We start from the raw sequence: 16805 nt of genomic DNA on the forward strand, positions 1-16805 counted from the left end.
CGCATTGGCTGCCGCATCGGGAGCCAGCGCGGTTTTCAGACTGCGGCGCGCAACGCCCGCGCCGCCGCCACCATGTTCACCAGCGCCGCCTCGGTCTCCGGCCAGGCGCGGGTCTTCAGGCCGCAGTCCGGGTTGACCCACAGGCGCTCGGCCGGAATCCGCCGGGCCGCCTTGCGCAGCAGGTTGACCATCTCCTCCTTGCTCGGCACCCGCGGCGAGTGGATGTCGTACACCCCCGGGCCGATCTCGTTCGGGTAGTCGAAGCGCTCGAAGGCCTCCAGCAGTTCCATGTCCGAACGTGAGGTCTCGATGGTGATCACATCGGCATCCATCGCCGCGATCGACTCGATCACGTCGTTGAACTCGCTGTAGCACATGTGGGTGTGGATCTGCGTTTCGTCACGCACGCCCGAGGCGCACAGGCGGAAGGCCTCGGTGGCCCACTCCAGGTAGCGCGGCCAGGCACTGCGGCGCAGCGGCAACCCTTCACGGAAGGCGGCCTCGTCGATCTGCACGATCCTGATGCCGGCGGCTTCCAGGTCCACCACCTCGTCGCGGAGCGCCAGCGCCAGCTGGCGAGCCTGCACTTCGCGGCTCACATCCTCGCGCGGGAAGGACCACATCAGCATGGTCACAGGGCCCGTCAGCATGCCCTTCATCACCTTGCGGGTCAGGCCCTGGGCGTACTTGATCCAGTCCACGGTCATGGCCTTCGGGCGGCTCAAGTCGCCGAAGATCACCGCCGGTTTCACGCAGCGCGAACCATAGCTCTGCACCCAGCCGAAGCGGGTGAACACATAACCGTCCAGTTGCTCGGCGAAGTACTCGACCATGTCGTTGCGCTCGGCCTCGCCGTGGACCAGCACATCCAGGCCAAGGTTTTCCTGGATCTGCACCGCATGGCGGATCTCGCTGTGCATGGCCTCGACGTAGTCCGCCTCGGTCAGCTTGCCCTGCTTGAACGACTGGCGTGCCAGGCGGATCGCCGAGGTCTGCGGGAACGAACCGATGGTGGTGGTCGGGTAGGCTGGCAGGTTCAGCCCGGCACGCTGCTTGGCAATGCGCTGCTCAAAGGCGGTTGCACGCTGGCTGTCGGCGGGCTTGATCGCGGCGACGCGGGCCTGCACCGCCGGCTTGTGAATACGCGGCGAGGTGGCGCGGGCGTGCTGCACGGCGCGGCTCTGCGCCAGCGCTGCGACGACATCGGCCGCCTCGGGCTGGTTGAGTGCCTTGGCCAGCAGCGCCACTTCCTGGCACTTCTGCACGGCGAAGGCCAGCCAGCTCTTCAGTTCGTCATCGAGCTGGTCTTCACGCGCCAGGTCCACCGGGCTGTGCAGCAGCGAGCACGACGGCGCCACCCACAGGCGCTCACCCAGGCGCTCGTGGGCATGGCGCAGCACGTCCAGTGCCTTGTCCAGGTCGCAGCGCCAGACGTTGCGGCCGTTGACCACGCCCAGCGACAGCACCTTGTAGGCCGGCAGGCGGTCGAGGATGGTCGGGTACTGGTCCGGGGCGCGCACCAGGTCGATGTGCAGGCCATCGACCGGCAGGTTGGCGGCCAGGCCCAGGTTGTCTTCCAGGCCGCCGAAGTAGGTGGCGATCAGCTTTTTCAGCGGTGCGCGCTGGAGGATGTTGTAGACGCGCTCGTAGGCGTTCTTCCAGTCCTGCGGCAGGTCGAGGGCGAGGATCGGCTCGTCGATCTGCACCCACTCCACACCCTGCACGGCCAGGCGGTTGAGGATCTGGTCATAGAGTGGCAGCAGGCGGTCGAGCAGCTCCAGCTTGTCGAAGTCGGCGCCCTTGGTCTTGCCCAGCCACAGGTAGGTCAGCGGGCCGATCAGCACCGGCTTGACGGCGTGGCCCAGGGCCTTGGCTTCCTCAACCTCTTCGAACAACTGCTCCCAGCTCAGGGCGAACTGCTGGTCGGCGGTGAATTCGGGGACCAGGTAGTGGTAGTTGGTGTCGAACCACTTGGTCATTTCCTGGGCGTGGGCGCCGCCGCAGCAGTTGTCGCTCACTCCTCTCGCCATGGCGAACAGGGTTTGCAGGGTCGGCTTGGCACCGTCCTTGGCACGGAAACGCTCGGGGATCACGCCGAAGGTCAGCGAGTGGGTGAGCACCTGGTCGTACCAGGCGAAGTCGCCCACCGGCAGCAACTCGATGCCCGCAGCCTTCTGCACCTGCCAGTGCGCGGCGCGCAGGCCACGGCCCACGGCACGCAGGCCGGCTTCGTCCAGCTCACCCCTCCAGAAGGCCTCCTGGGCTTTCTTCAGCTCGCGGTCGCGGCCAATGCGCGGAAACCCCAGGTTGTGTGCCAGTGCCATGTTGTCGTCCCTCGAGCCTTGAATGTGAATGAGGGGATTCTGGGCGCTGTAACAAGGTGAGACAAACTCATTAAATTTGAGATGAACTCAAGATTTGTTCATGATCGGTGATCTGCCTGTAGGAGCGGCCTTGTGCCGCGAAAGGGCCGCAACGCGGCCCCGGCGATCTGTGCATCAACACTGACATCCTGGGGCTGCTCCGCAGCCCTTTCGCGGCACAAGGCCGCTCCTACAGGGGGCTGGGTCGCCTAGGATGTCTCAATCAACACATTCCCCCGCGCAATCAGACATGCCCCACCCGCCAATCTGCCGCACACTGCCACCCTGCCCCAACCCGGTAGCCCGCACCCCATGAGCCTGCTGAAAACGACCCTGGACGCCAACGCCTTCGCCTGCATCCTGGAATTCGTCCCCAAGCCCGGCGCCGAGCGTTTCGCCACCCTCGAAACCCTCATGGCCCGCACCCGGCTGTGCGGCTGGCCCATGACCGTGGCCATCGGCGACCGCGTCGCCAGCGCCCTGGACATGTCGCCGCTGGAGGCCTTCAGCAGTCTCTCGAACCCCGTCCCCGCCCTGCTGCACTTCTCCGGCAAGGACCGCGAACGCCGCGACCTGCTGGCCCAGCTGCAACGCATGGATGCCGCCGGCCTCGACCAGCTCCTGCTGCTGACCGGCGACCGCCTGCCCGGCCACAACCCGGGCGAACGGCCGGTACGCTACCTGGAATCCGTGGCCGCCTTGCAGATCGTCCGCCAGGCCCGCCCCCACTGGCTGCTGGCCGCCGCGCTCAACCCATTCAAGTACCAGGAGGCCGAAGGCGGCGCGCAGTACTGCAAGGCCGAAAAGAAACTCGCCGCCGGCGCCGACCTGTTCATCCTGCAGCTCGGTTTCGATATCGACAAACACCAGGAAGCCTTCGACTGGATGCAGCGCCAGCCCCGGCCCAAGCCACTGATGGCCTGCATCATGGCGCTGACCGAAGGCCGCGCCGGGATGCTCGATCACGTTGCCGGGGTAACCGTCACGCCGTCGATGCGCGCGCTGCTGGCCGCCGAAACGGCGGTGTCCAAGGCTTACGCCAGGGAACGCGCCAACCATCGCCTGGCCTTGCAGGTGATCGGCCTGAAACTGATGGGCTATGCCGGCGTGCACCTGTCCGGCATCCACGAGGTGGCTCAGTTCGAGGCCCTGGAGCAGGCCATCGACGCGCTGCAGCCGCAGTTCACCTCACTGCAGGACTGGGCCCCGGCTTGGCAAGCAGCCTGGCAGGCACCTGGCCTGGCGCCGGTCACCTTCCACCCACCCGGGCACGCCTGGTGCCTCGGGCAACGGCAGATCAATGCATCGAACAAGGAAAAGGCCCGCTATCACTTGCTCTCGGCGATGCACCATCAGCTGTTCAGCCGCACCACGGCCTTGAGCAAGGCCTTCGGCTGGGCCGTGACCCGGCCGCTGTGGGCCAACCCCACGGCGGCGACGTGGCTGCATCAGCTGGAGCGGCGTATCAAACGCCCGCTGGTGGGGTGCGATACCTGCGGCAGTTGCCGGCTGGAGGACACGCTCTACATCTGCCCCGAGACCTGCCCCAAAGGCCTGGCGAACGGGCCATGCGGCGGCACGAGCCTGGACCGTTGCGAGTTTGGCGACCGGGAGTGCGTGCACAGTGCCAAGTATCGGCTGGCGGTGAGCGTGGGCAGGACCGAGGTGTTGCGCGAGCGGTTGATTCACTGTGTGCAGGTGGAGAGCCGGCATCGCAGTTCGTGGCCCGTGTGGTTCGAAGCGGCCACCTCGAAATCGCCCTCCCTGCAGCCCGATGTCGCTCCGGAGTTCAACGAGTAATATGCCTGTCGGTAATCTCGTTGCCACCCTTGTCCAACAGACTGCTTTGCCACATTGTACAGACCACTGTCATTACAAATGAGACTGCAAGCATGGCGTCCATCAATGTGCGTATCGACGACGAACTCAAGGTGCGCGCCTACCGTGAGCTGGAAAAACTGGGTGTAACCCCTTCCGAGCTGATGCGCCAGGCACTGCAATACGTCGCTGAGCGCGGACAACTGCCGTTCAAACCCGTGTTGCAGACCGAAGAGGACGAAGCACTGCTCGCCACGGTACGCGAACGCCTGGCCGCGCCGCAGAGGGTAAGGGTAACGCTGGATGACCTATAACCTCGATTTCGATGCGCGCGCACTCAAGGAATGGCAGAAGCTCGGCGACACCATTCGCCAACAGCTCAAGAAGAAGCTGGCAACCGTGCTGCTCAACCCGAGGGTCGAAGCCAACCGTCTGCATGGCTTCCCGGACTGCTACAAGATCTAGCTGCGCAGCAGTGGATATCGATTGATCTATCAGGTCATCGACCAGGAAGTCGTGGTATTCGTGATCGCCGTGGATAAACGTGAGCGTGATCAGGTTTACCGCAAAGCAGCCGAGCGATTAGCCAAGTGATTTCAGGCTGACCCCGCGACATCGAGAGACACGAATACCTCGCGTCCTTGCCATTTGCCCGACTGCCCAGAAACAACCAACAACCGATTTCCGTCCCCTGAAGCAGCCACGACACACCGCCCCTGCTCGTCCCAGAACGCGCTGCGCCCAGCCGCCGCCCAGCCTCCCGTGGTGCCGCCATGGTTGGCCATGAGCACGGCCATAGCATGCCGCTGTGCATAACCCTGCAGCAACGCGCTATCCGCCGGATACCCACCCTCCCCGATCAGCACACCCGTCGCGTACACCTGCGCACCGCGCTGCGCTGCCTGGGCGGCATGCTCCGGATGGCTGAAATCGGCGCATACCGACAAGGCCACGGACAGCCCGGAAACGGACAACAACTCACCGCCGCTCCCCGCACTGAAGAACACGTCCTCGCCAGTATGCAGGTGCTGCTTGGTATAGACCGCAATCGAGCCATCCGGGTGGAGGATGCAGGCCGCAATCCGCGGCTTGTCCTGGCCCGGCACCTTGAGCGGCATCCCGACCACGGTGGTCATGCCCGCTTCCTGGGCGAACCGGCGCAGGGGGGCCAGCAGCGGCGTGTCCAGGCCCTGCGCCAGGCCACTGGCCACGGCGGGGGCATAGCCCGTGAGCGACAGTTCGGGGAAGAGCAACAGGTCCACGCCATGCTCATGGGCCTGGCGCATGAACGCCAGGTGCAAGGCCAGGTTGGCGGGGATGTCGCCATCACCAATGGCGCATTGGGCGGCGGCGAAAACGGCGGATGGCATGGGCGTCTCCTGACAAGGTAAGTGGACTCTGCTCGGCTACCACCCAGAAGACAACTGTTACATCAACGATAGGATCAGCGTGGGAGCGGGCTTGCCCCGCGATGGCTCTCCCACTAGCCCCACAGCTTGGCTCCAGCCCTTGTGCAGAAAGGCTATGATGCTCTCCTGCACGCAATCAGCCTGACAGGGCGGCCCCATCATGAATCTGAGTGTTCTCTACGCGTTGGTTGCAGCGGCATTGTTTGGCGCAAGCACGCCGCTCGCCAAACTGTTGGGTGTCGATACCCCGCCCATCCTGCTGGCCGGGCTGCTCTACCTGGGCAGCGGCATCGGCCTGACTCTCGTCCGCCTTGTGCGCGATCGCGGCTGGCAGCGGCCCGGGCTGCCTGCCGGAGAATGGCCCTGGTTGCTGGGTGCCATCCTCTTCGGTGGCGTGCTTGCACCTGTGGCGCTGATGTTCGGGCTCACTCGCACAGCGGGGGCCACTGCATCGTTGATGCTCAACCTCGAATCCGTCCTCACGGCAGTGCTGGCGTGGGTGGTATTCAAGGAAAACGCCGACCGCCGGATCGTGATCGGCATGGTCGCCATCGTCCTGGGCGGTATCGTGCTGTCATGGCCGCAGGAGACCGCGACCGCCCATGACTGGATCGGCCCGCTGGCGGTGGCGTTCGCCTGCCTTTGCTGGGCGATCGACAACAACCTGACCCGCAAGGTCTCCGCCTCGGATGCGTTGTTCATCGCCGGCAGCAAAGGCATGACGGCGGGCGTGGTCAATGGCGGCCTGGCCTTGGCCATCGGCTCGCAACTGCCGGCCCTGGGCACGCTGGGGTCGATCATGCTGGTTGGGTTTCTCGGCTACGGCGTCAGCCTGGTGCTGTTCGTCCTGGCGCTTCGCGGGCTGGGGAGTGCGCGCACCGGGGCTTACTTTTCCACGGCGCCGTTCCTGGGTGCGGCTGTCGCGATCCTGATGCTGGGTGAGACGGTGTCCGTGATGTTCCTGCTCGCCGCGGCGCTGATGGCCTTGGGGGTGTGGATTCACCTGATGGAGAATCATGTTCACGAGCATCAGCATGAGGCCCTCGATCACAGCCACCGGCATACGCACGATGAGCACCATCAACATGAGCATGACTTTGAGTGGGATGGCACCGAGCCGCACAGCCACCCGCATGTGCATGCGCCGCTTCGACATAGCCATGCGCATTTTCCGGATGTTCATCATCGGCATAGGCACTGAGCCAGTCTGCAAGCTGCTGATGCCAACTAGCACAACGGCGCGGTGCAGACCTATGCCTTCAGCGCCAGCGCGCCCGAGCTGTTCAAACAGGCTCGGCCTTACCTGCGCTCCCCTGTGAAACGCAAAGTCGCAATTTCTACCGAACCACCTCTCGGCCATGGTGTTTTCCTGGCCGGTGAAACGGCCCTGGCCAGCCAAACGCTCCTGGCCGCACCCACGCAGCCCATCTACGGCATGACCAAGCGACGTTTTGATGCGCTGCTTGCCGATGGCTCGTTGCGCCTCAGCCAATCGGTGGACGACACCCGGGCGTGGGTGGAAATCTGGGCCTACGACACCCTCGATACATCCGGCAACCGTGCCGATGCAGCTTCCCTGTTCCTGAGCCTGGACAATGCCCAAGATGAGCGCGTCCAGATGGCGCTCGATGAACTGAGGGAGCGGGTGGAATGGTTGGGGTCTGGCGTAGTGAGCGTAGGGAAAAACGCCCAAGTAACCGCTGCGTTCTAAATTCACTGGACCGCCTACTCCCTTAGGAACCGGCCAGCAGTAGCATCAGCACCCGATTGCCGAGCCTCAAGACAACCTGAAAGGTCCTTCAGGTGTATAGGAAAGGGATGAATCGGCCTCTAACCCAAAGTGGCAGATGATGGGCGTGGAACGTCGCCCCCACCCTCTCTATCACTTTCGAATCCAGCCTATGGGCAGTTACAAAACTCTTGACATAATCAGCAAGTCAGAGGCTAAAGTGTCCACGAATCATGGAATGTGGACGACCAGGACTTTTACTCGAATGAAGAGTCAAGATATTTTGCTCCTGTTCAAGATGGCGAGCCTCTATGCCCAGGAGGAGAACTTGCTGATAGACAACGAGCAACTCGACCGCGCGGTTGAGAGCGCCATGCAGGCGCCTGACTGGGAATACAACCGAGCGGGAAGGTTTTTGAGGCCGAGCGGCTCTGAATATCCCGACACTGATTCGGCGCCAGCTCTTTCCTATTCAAATGTCGCCAAGGAAGCGCGTTTGATCCTCATGGCGGGCGAAAGCTGGGAGGGCTGGACCGATCCCGTTGAACCTGTTGACGCAGCGCGCTCGTCCTGGAGTGATCGCTACTCAGTCAGGGCGCTTTCGGCATCGCTGGGCCTGAGCAAGAGCGAAGTGTCAAATGCCATGGGCAGGTGCCGCGAATCAGGCCTGCTGATCAACGACCATGTTACCGGGCTGCCGAAGGTCAATCGCCGTGAGCTTCTCAAGCTTGCCGAGCACGCGCTCAAGTACTTCTTTCCCGTACGACCAGGCGCTTTGGTTCGCGGGATACCGACCTGTTTCGCCGCTCCCGCATTGAACCGCAGCATCCGCAGTGCTGGAGAGACCCTCTACGTCTGGCCCGACCCACTGGGGGTCGAGCGCGGCCAGCTGATAGAGCCTCTCTACAAGACGGTCCCCCATGCGGTGAAGCAGGACCGTACGCTGTACCACTATCTGGCCCTGGTTGACGCAATACGTGTAGGCGGTCCTCGCGAAACAAGTGTCGCGGTAGGCATTCTCAAAGCCGGATTGGGGCTGAAGTAAATGCCCTTCAGCGCTGACCACAACTACGAGCTCCTTGAGTTGGTCGCTCACGGGCTTGGTGAAGACTTGCTGGATGAGGTCGCATTCGTGGGCGGCTGCACAACAGCCATGTTGGTTACCGATCCGGTAATCATCGATGACATACGTTACACAGAGGACGTCGACCTGGTTATCGAGTTGGCCGGTATCGTTCAATGGACCCGCCTCACGGAACGGCTCGCCGCAAAAAACATAAAAATAACCGGCGAGGATGACGTCAATTGCCGGTTTCGTTTCAACGACGTGATCGTAGATATCATGCCCACAGCCGCAGAAGTCCTGGGCTACACCAACAGATGGTTTGTCGAAGGTTTGGCTCATTCCGCTACACAACCACTTCCAAGTGGCTTGGAGATAAAAATATTCAGGGCCCCGTACTTCCTGGCTACCAAACTGGAAGCGTTCAAAGGCCGAGGGGGAAACGACCCTTATCACAAGGATGTAGAAGACATCCTGATCGTGATCGATGGGCGCCCCGAACTGATGCAGGAACTCAAGGCGGCCGAAGACGAGCTCAGGCAGTACGTTGCCGCCGGGATCACCGAACTGTTGAGACTCGACGGGATTGACTATGCGGTTCAGAGCAGCAACTCCGTAAGGTCCACCCCAGGCCGGGAAAGCCTGATCTTTCAACGCTTGCATGAACTGGCCGCCTTGAAATGAGGTGCACGACGAGGTCGCTCAAGGGAGCGTCGCCTGACAGGCACATGCCGCTATCTGTCGGGGGTGATATCGAACGGCTACCTGAGCGTCGCGTATGAATAGTATTGCTGTAGGCTTGTCACGGCAGGGGCTGGGATCGAATGGCTTACGCCACCACACTGCAATCGTGTGATCGCCCGCTGATTCATCTACGTCTCAAAAGAATGTATAAAGCGTCAGCGCCCTGCGACCCGGCGTCCGCACAAGGAACCCCTCTCCATGCTTCGGCTCACCATGCCGGCCCTTCTCCTGGCTGTAGCCGGCTGCGCCACCAAGCCCCCGGCCAACCCCGACAACCTCTGCGAGATCTTCCGCGAGAAACCGAAATGGCACGAGGCGGCGCTGAAGATGCAGGCGCGCTGGGGTGCGCCGGTGCAGGTGCCGATGGCGATGATGTACCAGGAGTCCTCGTTCAAGCACGATGCCCTGCCGCCGCGCTATTACTTCCTCGGCTTCATCCCCTGGGGCCGGGTCAGCAGCGCCTACGGCTACGCCCAGGCCAAGGACGAGACCTGGGCCGACTACAAGCGCGATGCCGGCGGCTGGGGCGCCGCCCGCGACGACTTCGCCGACGCGATCGACTTCATGGGCTGGTACATGCAGAAGAGCCAGCAGGTCAACGGCGTGTCCAAGTGGGACGCCTATGGCCAGTACCTGAACTACCACGAAGGCTGGGGCGGCTACCGCAACCGCAGCTACGACGCCAAGCCGTGGTTGAAGAATGTGTCGCAGAAGGTGCAGGCCCGGGCTTCGGTGTTCGGTGCGCAGTACCGGAGTTGCGAGCAGGAACTCGCGCGGGGTGGGTGGTTCTGGTAGGGACGCCTGGCGATACGTTGCCGACCCAAGTCAGTAAAGCCAATTGGGGGCGCTCCGCGCCCCTTCGCGGGTAAACCCGCTCCTACAAGTACAGCGCTCGATTCAGCGTTTGCGCGATCCTGTAGGAGCGGGTTTACCCGCGAAGGGCTGCAAAGCAGCCCCAATAAGTGCAATGAAGCGCTAACTGACTGGCGGTTTTTTCGTTTCCCGCATTGATCGCCCGTTCATGGCATCCACCTGCGGGCTTGGGTGGGCTCACTTCAAATGCACTTTCAGCGCCTCGCCAGCCTGCAGCATTGCAGCGCGCACCGCCGGCACGTGGCTGACGACATTCAGCAAGCCGTAGTCATGGATCATCCCGTTGTAGCGCACCGCAGTGACCGGCACGCCCGCTTGGTCCAGCTTGCGAGCATAGGCTTCCCCTTCATCACGCAGCACATCGGCACTCGCGGTCTGCACCAGCGCTGGCGGCAGGCCTTTCAACTGCTCGGTGGTCGCGCGCAGCGGCGAGGCGTAGATCTCGGCACGTTGCTTGGGGTCGGTGGTGTAGTTGTCCCAGAACCACTTCATCATGTTGCGGGTGAGGAAGTGCCCCTCGGCGTACTGGTTGTACGACGCCGTCTCGAAGTTGGCGTCGGTCACGGGCCACAGCAGCACCTGGTACTTGATGGCCGGGGTGCCTTTGTCCTTGGCCATCAGGCTGACCACCGCTGCCATGTTGCCGCCGACGCTGTTGCCCGCGACCGCCAGGCGCTTGCCGTCGACATTGATGTCCTGGCCGTGCTCGGCCACCCATCGGGTTGCCCCGTAGGCCTGGTTGATCGCCGTCGGGTAGTGCGCCTCAGGGGACGGGGTGTAGTTGACGAACACCGCCACCGCCCCAGACCCGACGACCAAGTCGCGCACCAGGCGCTCATGGGTCGGGAAGTCGCCGAGCACCCAGCCGCCGCCATGGAAGTACATGAACACCGGCAAGGTCCCCTTCACACCCGCCGGGCGCACGATGGTCAAGCGGATGGCCTGGCCATCGACGGTGATGGTCTTCTCGCTGACATCCGCCTTGGGCAGCGTCAGTTTCACCCCGGCCTGGGCGCCGCTCAGCACCGCACGGGCATCCTTCGGCGAAAGCTGCTCGATGGGTGTGCCACCGCCCGCGTTCAAGGCATCGAGGAATGCCTGGGTGTTATGCTCGACGCCAGCGTCGGCGAATGCGTTACCGATCGACAAGGCAAGCAGCGAGCTGGCGAGGGTCTTGGTCAAAACGTTCATTTCAAATCCCCTGTTTCTGCTGAGGCGGTAGGTCAGACGGTGACGTGCAGACGGACATCGACGTTGCCACGGGTGGCGTTGGAGTACGGGCACACCTGGTGAGCCGCCTCCACCAACGCTTGTGCATCGGCGTGCTCCAGGCCTGGCAGGTTGATGTGCAGGTCGATATCCAGGCCAAAGCCGCCAGGGATCTGGCCAATGCCGACCTGCGCAGTGATCGAGGCGTCGGCTGGAATGCTGCGTTTGCGCTGGCCGGCGACGAACTTCAGCGCACCGATGAAGCAGGCCGAGTAACCCGCGGCGAACAGTTGCTCAGGGTTGGTGGCATCACCACCGGCACCGCCCAATTCCTTCGGCGTGGCCAGTTTCACGTCGAGATGCTTGTCGCTGGAGATGGCTCGGCCATCACGACCACCGGTTGCGGTGGCGACTGCGGTGTAGAGAACGTTCATGGCTTTCCTCACTTTTAATGTCTTTGGGGAATGCTGTTGGCGATTTCACTGTTTGTACGCCAAAAATTCGCAATTAGTTGTTGCGCATTAATTTAGTGCGCACTGTTTTTAGAAATAATCTGCCGCTGTAACAAATTGGTTTGCAAGGGGGGGTTACACCTCAGGCAATGGCTTGTTGCTGCCAAGCCTTTGGTGTCATGCCTTCAGCCTTCACGAAGGTGCGGCAGAAGTGCGATTGATCACAGAAGCCGCATTCCAGTGCGATCTCTGCCAGCAACATCGTGGAAGTCTTCAATAGCTCCCTGCTCTTCATCACCCGCTGTTCACGCAACCATTGTTGCGGGGACATCCGGGTACTTTCCTTGAACATGCGTGAGAAGTGGCTGCGCGACAAGGCGCACGCTTCGGCGATTTCAGTCACTGATAGGCAGGTATCCAGCCTGTCCAGCATCAGCTGTTTGGCCGTTCTCAACTGCCAGGATTTGAGCTGCCCTGTCGAAGCCAGTGTCAGCGTCGCCAGCACGGTAGAGTTGTCCTTGTTCATACACACCCATTAATCCAGGTAGCAGGATGCGAGCGCCTGACGCGAACAGCGCTGGGCGCTGGAAACCCCAGAGGTTCCAGGCCAGGCTCGTTGATTCGGATCAGCCCACTGCGCACCCTTCGCACGTCAGTGAACAGCCCCCAGGGCAGGGGCTGGCAATGGCTCAGACAGCAGCGACAGGCGCCAAGGTGGGGCCATGCTGAACGCGCTCAGGCGCCTTGTGCACCATGGTGTAGGCGTAGTCGACGCCCATGCCATAGGCCCCGGAATGCTCCTTCACCAGCTCCATCACGGCGTCATAGGTGTCGCGGTTCTTCCAGTCCCGCTGCCATTCCAGCAGCACCTGCTGCCAGGTCACCGGCACCACACCGGCCTGGATCATGCGCTGCATGGCGTAATCGTGGGCTTCCTTGGTGGTGCCGCCGGAGGCGTCGGCGACCATGTAGATTTCATAGCCGGCATCGTTCATTGCCGACAGGGCGAAGGTGGCGTTGCAGACCTCGGTCCACAAGCCGGAAACGATGATCTTGTTGCGGCCATTGCGCTTGAGGGCGTCGCGCACCTTCTGGTCATCCCAGGAGTTCATCGAGGTGCGCTCCAGCAGCGGCGCGTCCGGGAACACCGCGAGCAGCTCGGGGTAGGTGTGGCCCGAGAAGCTTTGCGTCTCGACCGTGGTGAAGGTGGTGGGGATATTGAAAATCTTCGCGGCCTTGGCCAAGCCAACGGTGTTGTTCTTCAGTGTTTGCCGATCGATGCTCTGAACGCCGAAGGCCATCTGCGGCTGCTGATCGATGAAGATCAGTTGGCTGTTGAACGGGGTCAGGACTTCAGTCTTAGGATTGCTCATTGTTGTTTCCTTTCAATTTGATGAAGTTCGATCGCACCCGTTTCGGGGCCCGCACGTTGCGGGCATTGCCGTAGCCACGAGTACGCTCCTCAGCGCCGTTGCTTGAGGACGAGCAAAAGATAACGAAACAAAGCGCTTCTCGGTGGCGCACTTTTGCGCCTCTACCGGCTCATTTTTGCGCCGTTGAATACGCGACCGCGCTGCTAGCATTCGCCGTTCCATTCGGATCAAGCCGGTCCGTCATGTGCAGGAGAATGCAATGGCAGCTTCACAACCGTTCAACAAGCAGACCGCCTACTGGGGCGTTTCCTGGGAGGAGGCGTATGGCTATCCGCAGGCACGGCGGGTAGGCAACGAGATCTACGTATCAGGCCAGTTCAACCATGACGAGGCCGGTAATCTGCTGGCCCCGGCGCCGTTGAACGCCGACGGCAAGCCCAGTGATTTCTCGTCGATGGGCGAGCAGATGCAGGTCGCCTACGACAACATCTCAAAGCTGCTCGCCTTGTATGGCGCGACGCTGCAAGACGTTGTCGAGGAAACGCTTTATGTACTGGACATGGACGCTGCCTTCGCGGTGGTCGGCAAAGTGCGCAAGGCGGCCTATGGCACTGAGCGGCCTCAGTGCGCGAGCAATATCATTGGGGTGTCGCGGCTTGCCCAGCGCCCGCAATTGATCGAGATCGCCTGCAAGGCCGTGATTGGCGCCCGGGAAATCTAAGCTGCACTCCCGGTTGCGATCAGCTGACCGGGAGTACCAACTGCCCCTCGACCAAGGGCTTCTGACTGGCCACGGCAGCAGCGCAGAAGGTCATGAATGCTTTGACGCGCCACGACTTGCGAATGTCCTGGTGCGTCAGCAGCCACAACTCGTCCTGAAGCTCGGGCACCACCGGGCCTGCGCGTACCAACCCCGGGGTGATGTCGCCCAGCATGCAGGGCAGGAATCCATACCCCAGGCCCGCCGCAATGGCGACGCTTGCGGCTGCAACAGAATCGGTGCGGTAGGCAATGCGCTCAGCGGCGACCCTGCTTTCGACATAGCTTGTCGCCCGCAAACCGCAGAGCGCCGCCGAGTAGGACACCCATGCCTGCCCCTCTTCGAATAGGGGCTCGGCGGTCACCTGCTTGGCGCTGCAGTAAGGTGCCCAGGCAATGTTCGCCAGTTTACGGCCCACCAGGCTTTCTGCTGGTTTTCTCGTCGCCCGAATGGCGATATCCGATTCATCCCGGGCGAGGCTGAGGGTTTCATTGCCCACCAGCACCTCGAGGCTGATCCCCTCGTTCAGGGCCTTGAAGTCCGCGATGATGGGGGTGAAGAAGTACAGCAGCAGCGAGTCGCTGGTAGTGATGCGAAGCTTCCCCAGCGGGCCTTGGCCTGACCGTGAAACACGCCGCGTGACGCTGACGATATCCAGCTCCACGCGCTCGGCGAGTGCTCGCAGTTCCGCGCCCTCGGCGGTGAGCAGGTAGCCTGATTTGCGGTGGTCGAACAGCGCGATGCCGAGCGTTCGCTCGACCTGGGCCACCCGGCGCGAAACAGTGGAGACATTGATGCCAAGCTTCTTGGCCGTCGCCGCACGATTGCCGCAATCACTGAGCGTCTTGATGATGCGCAAGTCGTCCCACGAGAGCTGATTGACAGCCTCGGCGACGTCCCACTTCGGCCCATCAGCGGCAGTTGGCGCTTTTCCAGTTGGCGATTTCACACAGTTCGTTCCGGATGCGAAGGCGCTGATGATACGAGAAGGGGGTGGCTGAAGCAGCCATATTGTTCTGGCGACTGGTTGAAACCGGACGGTGCAAGTGGCGCCCGATCAGGGCACGCCACGCAATAGGGCCGCAACGCGGCCCCGATGATGCGCGGCATCAGTCTCTAGACATACCTTCTTCTTTCATCGCCTCCAGCTTGCCGAACTGCTCGCTGGCCAACCGGCTGATGATCCGGATCGCCTGGTGAATCCCCGCCGTGTTGCGGAAGCTCAGCTGCGGGTTGTGCTCGCACTCCAGCACCTCGTCATGCTGGACCAGCGCCTCGCCGAGCAGTTCGAGGGTCCAGACGTAGCTCTGGAGGGTAGACAGGCGTTCATGGTCAGGCATGGGGCACCTCCCGGTTGGCGCGGGTGGCGAGGGACTGGCTGTCGATTGGGTAGAAGGTTGGGGATGGGATGGCCGCGGGGGTTGGGCGGCGGAGAGCGGATGCGAGGATCCTGTACAGATTTGCGAAATGCATGCATGAGGTCCTTTTCGGTTGAAGCACCACACCATCGTCGCCAAACGAATAGGGTGGCAGCTGTACGCAGGTTGGCGAACCGAGGAAAAGGAACCCGGCAGACCCGAGGGTCTCCCACGCACAGCCGCCATTACACGGAACTGCGGACACAAAAAAAGCGCCTGCAATCGTGATCGGGGCGCCGTTGCGCCTTTTTCGGTCGGGTCGCCAAACCCGGTCGCGGAAGTGGTCGCGACGGGGGGAATTTATTCCTTGGGGGCTGCTAATGCAAGCTGAGGAATGCTGGGAAAAGGCGATTGATGCTGCGGGAAACTGCCTACATCGTAAAAATGGGTGATGGGCTTGTCACGGGGTAGACCTATACCCACACCATTGCGCTAAATCGGGGACAGACGGACAGTGCAGAGATAGACAAACGGTATGCATTGGGTGGGCTAGTGTCCTGCCTCGGAAATACGTTCTCTTCTGGAGAGTGGCTTGGGTGTCTGGCCAATGCGCCGCGACGAATCATAGCGTGGCTATGGCGAGGAGTGGCAACGCTGGCCGGACGCGCCCAAGACTCTGCTAAAACTGAGCAGCTTATTTCCAAAACAGGACACCTAGGTGTGCCGTCCCGCATCTCCGAACCTGTGAGTCGTCACTTGAGACAACAGGATTTAGTTAGTCATCTAACTCCCAAGGTATATAAATGCGATCTCTCGACTCGTTACTCCTATCCCCCTTTCTTTGATTGCACTTCGAGCATAGAATCTGAAGATTCGTCGGATCGGAGGTGCCACCTTGAGTTATTGGTATTATGTGGTCTATGTGTGGTTTCGCATCTGGATCAATCACTCCAGTCAGTGATCGAGTACAAATAGCACAACTGCCATTCTCTCTATAGAATAATGCTGATTCTAGCCAGCGACTCCAGTAATTCCCGCGCATCAAACATCCAACACCACTCAAAAATTCAGGGTATTGACTTGGAGTGATATCGGCTATGCAAGTGGCGACTCGCTCACCAAATTTTCGCATCAGATCCTTGTCATGGAATAGCATACAAAAAACTTCGTGAGTAATTTTCCGCAAAGGCCGCTGAAGCATCCTAAATAAATGCCATCTATAATTTTCATCTTCTTCATTCGGCATACTGAATGGGACTTCGTACCTCGCTAGGACTTTGCGCACTGCGTCAACGAAGTACTCACCATCATGCTTCCGGGAGTAATCCCACTCTACTTCAAGATAGCTGTGAATGAAACGATGGAGCAGGGTCCATTTCTGGGGCTTATAAGCCGTACAAAAGAACTCCCTATCAATAAATAGCGCCTCCTCAAAATCAAGCAAATCAAAGTCATTAAGCTTCGTAAACTCTCCGGTTATTCGGTCGCGAATTCTCGAAGCGTCTCTCACCGCCTCATCGGAATATGAACTAGAAAACGCCATTTTAACTCTCTATCAAAACCACAATTTAAGGAGATATCGGATTAGGTCCGGCATGGTCCGGAGCTATGCGTAAGTCCTCAATGAGCCCCAGCCTAGCCTTTCTGCTATTGG

At 61.2% G+C, this 16805-nt stretch carries 18 protein-coding genes; 9 read left to right on the plus strand and 9 right to left on the minus strand.

Going from position 1 to position 16805, the window contains the following annotated elements:
* Positions 1-35: 35 nt before the first annotated feature.
* Positions 36-2324 (minus strand): 5-methyltetrahydropteroyltriglutamate--homocysteine S-methyltransferase, encoded by a 2289-nt coding sequence (metE, locus tag POF53_RS02145; RefSeq protein WP_254464382.1) that lies wholly within the window; start codon positions 2322-2324, stop codon positions 36-38.
* Between the two features lie 351 nt (positions 2325-2675).
* Between metE and POF53_RS02150 the strand changes: the two genes are divergently transcribed.
* The 3 genes from POF53_RS02150 (at position 2676) to POF53_RS02160 (ending at position 4646) form a co-directional block, all read left to right on the plus strand.
* Positions 2676-4163, plus strand: coding sequence for a methylenetetrahydrofolate reductase C-terminal domain-containing protein (locus POF53_RS02150; protein WP_254464383.1), 1488 nt, complete (start codon positions 2676-2678; stop codon positions 4161-4163).
* Positions 4164-4255: 92 nt separating this feature from the next.
* Positions 4256-4495: a type II toxin-antitoxin system RelB/DinJ family antitoxin gene (locus POF53_RS02155; protein ID WP_232854757.1), complete on the plus strand. Its 240-nt coding sequence runs from the start codon at positions 4256-4258 to the stop codon at positions 4493-4495.
* Complete coding sequence (locus tag POF53_RS02160) at positions 4485-4646, plus strand: type II toxin-antitoxin system RelE family toxin (RefSeq protein WP_498966151.1); 162 nt, start codon at positions 4485-4487, stop codon at positions 4644-4646. Before POF53_RS02155 ends, POF53_RS02160 begins: the two co-directional genes overlap by 11 nt.
* Before the next feature lie 131 nt (positions 4647-4777).
* On the opposite strand, the gene POF53_RS02165 is transcribed toward POF53_RS02160, so the two are convergent.
* Positions 4778-5551, minus strand: a complete 774-nt coding sequence (locus POF53_RS02165; protein WP_232854758.1) for a carbon-nitrogen hydrolase family protein — start codon at positions 5549-5551, stop codon at positions 4778-4780.
* A 199-nt stretch (positions 5552-5750) separates the two neighbouring features.
* Between POF53_RS02165 and POF53_RS02170 the strand changes: the two genes are divergently transcribed.
* From POF53_RS02170 to POF53_RS02190, 5 genes are all read left to right on the plus strand, one after another.
* The gene (locus POF53_RS02170) at positions 5751-6791 is read left to right on the plus strand and encodes a DMT family transporter (protein WP_232854759.1); all 1041 of its coding nucleotides are present in this window, start codon (positions 5751-5753) and stop codon (positions 6789-6791) included.
* 42 nt (positions 6792-6833) lie between these two features.
* Positions 6834-7301, plus strand: a complete 468-nt coding sequence (locus POF53_RS02175; protein ID WP_186714185.1) for a hypothetical protein — start codon at positions 6834-6836, stop codon at positions 7299-7301.
* Between the two features lie 283 nt (positions 7302-7584).
* Positions 7585-8364, plus strand: coding sequence for a MarR family transcriptional regulator (locus POF53_RS02180; RefSeq protein WP_254464384.1), 780 nt, complete (start codon positions 7585-7587; stop codon positions 8362-8364).
* Positions 8365-9066, plus strand: coding sequence for a hypothetical protein (locus tag POF53_RS02185; protein ID WP_186714187.1), 702 nt, complete (start codon positions 8365-8367; stop codon positions 9064-9066).
* Between the two features lie 258 nt (positions 9067-9324).
* Positions 9325-9921: a transglycosylase SLT domain-containing protein gene (locus POF53_RS02190; protein WP_274235408.1), complete on the plus strand. Its 597-nt coding sequence runs from the start codon at positions 9325-9327 to the stop codon at positions 9919-9921.
* Between the two features lie 255 nt (positions 9922-10176).
* Here POF53_RS02190 and POF53_RS02195 read toward each other — a convergent pair whose 3' ends face one another.
* The 4 genes from POF53_RS02195 to POF53_RS02210 form a co-directional block, all read right to left on the minus strand.
* Positions 10177-11190 carry an alpha/beta hydrolase gene (locus POF53_RS02195; protein WP_498966155.1) on the minus strand — a complete coding sequence of 338 codons (1014 nt, stop codon included), beginning with the start codon at positions 11188-11190 and terminating at the stop codon, positions 10177-10179.
* 32 nt (positions 11191-11222) lie between these two features.
* Entirely contained in the window at positions 11223-11642 is a 420-nt protein-coding gene (locus POF53_RS02200; protein ID WP_186714190.1) for an organic hydroperoxide resistance protein, read from the minus strand.
* Between the two features lie 160 nt (positions 11643-11802).
* On the minus strand, positions 11803-12186 hold the full coding sequence (locus POF53_RS02205; RefSeq protein WP_232854762.1) for a helix-turn-helix domain-containing protein: 384 nt from the start codon (positions 12184-12186) through the stop codon (positions 11803-11805).
* 163 nt (positions 12187-12349) lie between these two features.
* Positions 12350-13033, minus strand: a complete 684-nt coding sequence (locus POF53_RS02210) for a hydrolase (protein ID WP_028689876.1) — start codon at positions 13031-13033, stop codon at positions 12350-12352.
* Between the two features lie 259 nt (positions 13034-13292).
* Between POF53_RS02210 and POF53_RS02215 the strand changes: the two genes are divergently transcribed.
* Complete coding sequence (locus tag POF53_RS02215; RefSeq protein WP_062575164.1) at positions 13293-13754, plus strand: RidA family protein; 462 nt, start codon at positions 13293-13295, stop codon at positions 13752-13754.
* Positions 13755-13773: 19 nt separating this feature from the next.
* Here POF53_RS02215 and POF53_RS02220 read toward each other — a convergent pair whose 3' ends face one another.
* The 3 genes from POF53_RS02220 to POF53_RS02230 all read right to left on the minus strand — a co-directional run bounded on the left by POF53_RS02220 (position 13774) and on the right by POF53_RS02230 (position 16694).
* A complete protein-coding gene (locus POF53_RS02220) occupies positions 13774-14742 on the minus strand; it encodes a LysR family transcriptional regulator (RefSeq protein ID WP_307944252.1) in 969 nt (322 codons plus the stop codon).
* A 160-nt stretch (positions 14743-14902) separates the two neighbouring features.
* On the minus strand, positions 14903-15133 hold the full coding sequence (locus POF53_RS02225; RefSeq protein ID WP_498966159.1) for a hypothetical protein: 231 nt from the start codon (positions 15131-15133) through the stop codon (positions 14903-14905).
* Between the two features lie 793 nt (positions 15134-15926).
* On the minus strand, positions 15927-16694 hold the full coding sequence (locus POF53_RS02230) for an HNH endonuclease (RefSeq protein ID WP_498966160.1): 768 nt from the start codon (positions 16692-16694) through the stop codon (positions 15927-15929).
* Positions 16695-16805 lie beyond the last annotated feature (111 nt).

Source organism: Mitsuaria sp. RG (assembly GCF_028369275.1).
Classification (GTDB): domain Bacteria; phylum Pseudomonadota; class Gammaproteobacteria; order Pseudomonadales; family Pseudomonadaceae; genus Aquipseudomonas; species Aquipseudomonas peradeniyensis.

What these genes read in the sequence shown, in the direction of transcription:
- POF53_RS02210 (WP_028689876.1), bottom strand. Translation starts at nt 13,033, where the DNA reads ATGAGCAATCCTAAGACTGAAGTCCTGACCCCGTTCAACAGCCAACTG.
- POF53_RS02215 (WP_062575164.1), top strand. Translation starts at nt 13,293, where the DNA reads ATGGCAGCTTCACAACCGTTCAACAAGCAGACCGCCTACTGGGGCGTT.
- metE (WP_254464382.1), bottom strand. Translation starts at nt 2,324, where the DNA reads ATGGCACTGGCACACAACCTGGGGTTTCCGCGCATTGGCCGCGACCGC.
- POF53_RS02180 (WP_254464384.1), top strand. Translation starts at nt 7,585, where the DNA reads ATGAAGAGTCAAGATATTTTGCTCCTGTTCAAGATGGCGAGCCTCTAT.
- POF53_RS02160 (WP_498966151.1), top strand. Translation starts at nt 4,485, where the DNA reads ATGACCTATAACCTCGATTTCGATGCGCGCGCACTCAAGGAATGGCAG.
- POF53_RS02155 (WP_232854757.1), top strand. Translation starts at nt 4,256, where the DNA reads ATGGCGTCCATCAATGTGCGTATCGACGACGAACTCAAGGTGCGCGCC.
- POF53_RS02200 (WP_186714190.1), bottom strand. Translation starts at nt 11,642, where the DNA reads ATGAACGTTCTCTACACCGCAGTCGCCACCGCAACCGGTGGTCGTGAT.
- POF53_RS02195 (WP_498966155.1), bottom strand. Translation starts at nt 11,190, where the DNA reads ATGAACGTTTTGACCAAGACCCTCGCCAGCTCGCTGCTTGCCTTGTCG.
- POF53_RS02150 (WP_254464383.1), top strand. Translation starts at nt 2,676, where the DNA reads ATGAGCCTGCTGAAAACGACCCTGGACGCCAACGCCTTCGCCTGCATC.
- POF53_RS02205 (WP_232854762.1), bottom strand. Translation starts at nt 12,186, where the DNA reads ATGAACAAGGACAACTCTACCGTGCTGGCGACGCTGACACTGGCTTCG.
- POF53_RS02225 (WP_498966159.1), bottom strand. Translation starts at nt 15,133, where the DNA reads ATGCCTGACCATGAACGCCTGTCTACCCTCCAGAGCTACGTCTGGACC.
- POF53_RS02170 (WP_232854759.1), top strand. Translation starts at nt 5,751, where the DNA reads ATGAATCTGAGTGTTCTCTACGCGTTGGTTGCAGCGGCATTGTTTGGC.
- POF53_RS02185 (WP_186714187.1), top strand. Translation starts at nt 8,365, where the DNA reads ATGCCCTTCAGCGCTGACCACAACTACGAGCTCCTTGAGTTGGTCGCT.
- POF53_RS02230 (WP_498966160.1), bottom strand. Translation starts at nt 16,694, where the DNA reads ATGGCGTTTTCTAGTTCATATTCCGATGAGGCGGTGAGAGACGCTTCG.
- POF53_RS02190 (WP_274235408.1), top strand. Translation starts at nt 9,325, where the DNA reads ATGCTTCGGCTCACCATGCCGGCCCTTCTCCTGGCTGTAGCCGGCTGC.
- POF53_RS02165 (WP_232854758.1), bottom strand. Translation starts at nt 5,551, where the DNA reads ATGCCATCCGCCGTTTTCGCCGCCGCCCAATGCGCCATTGGTGATGGC.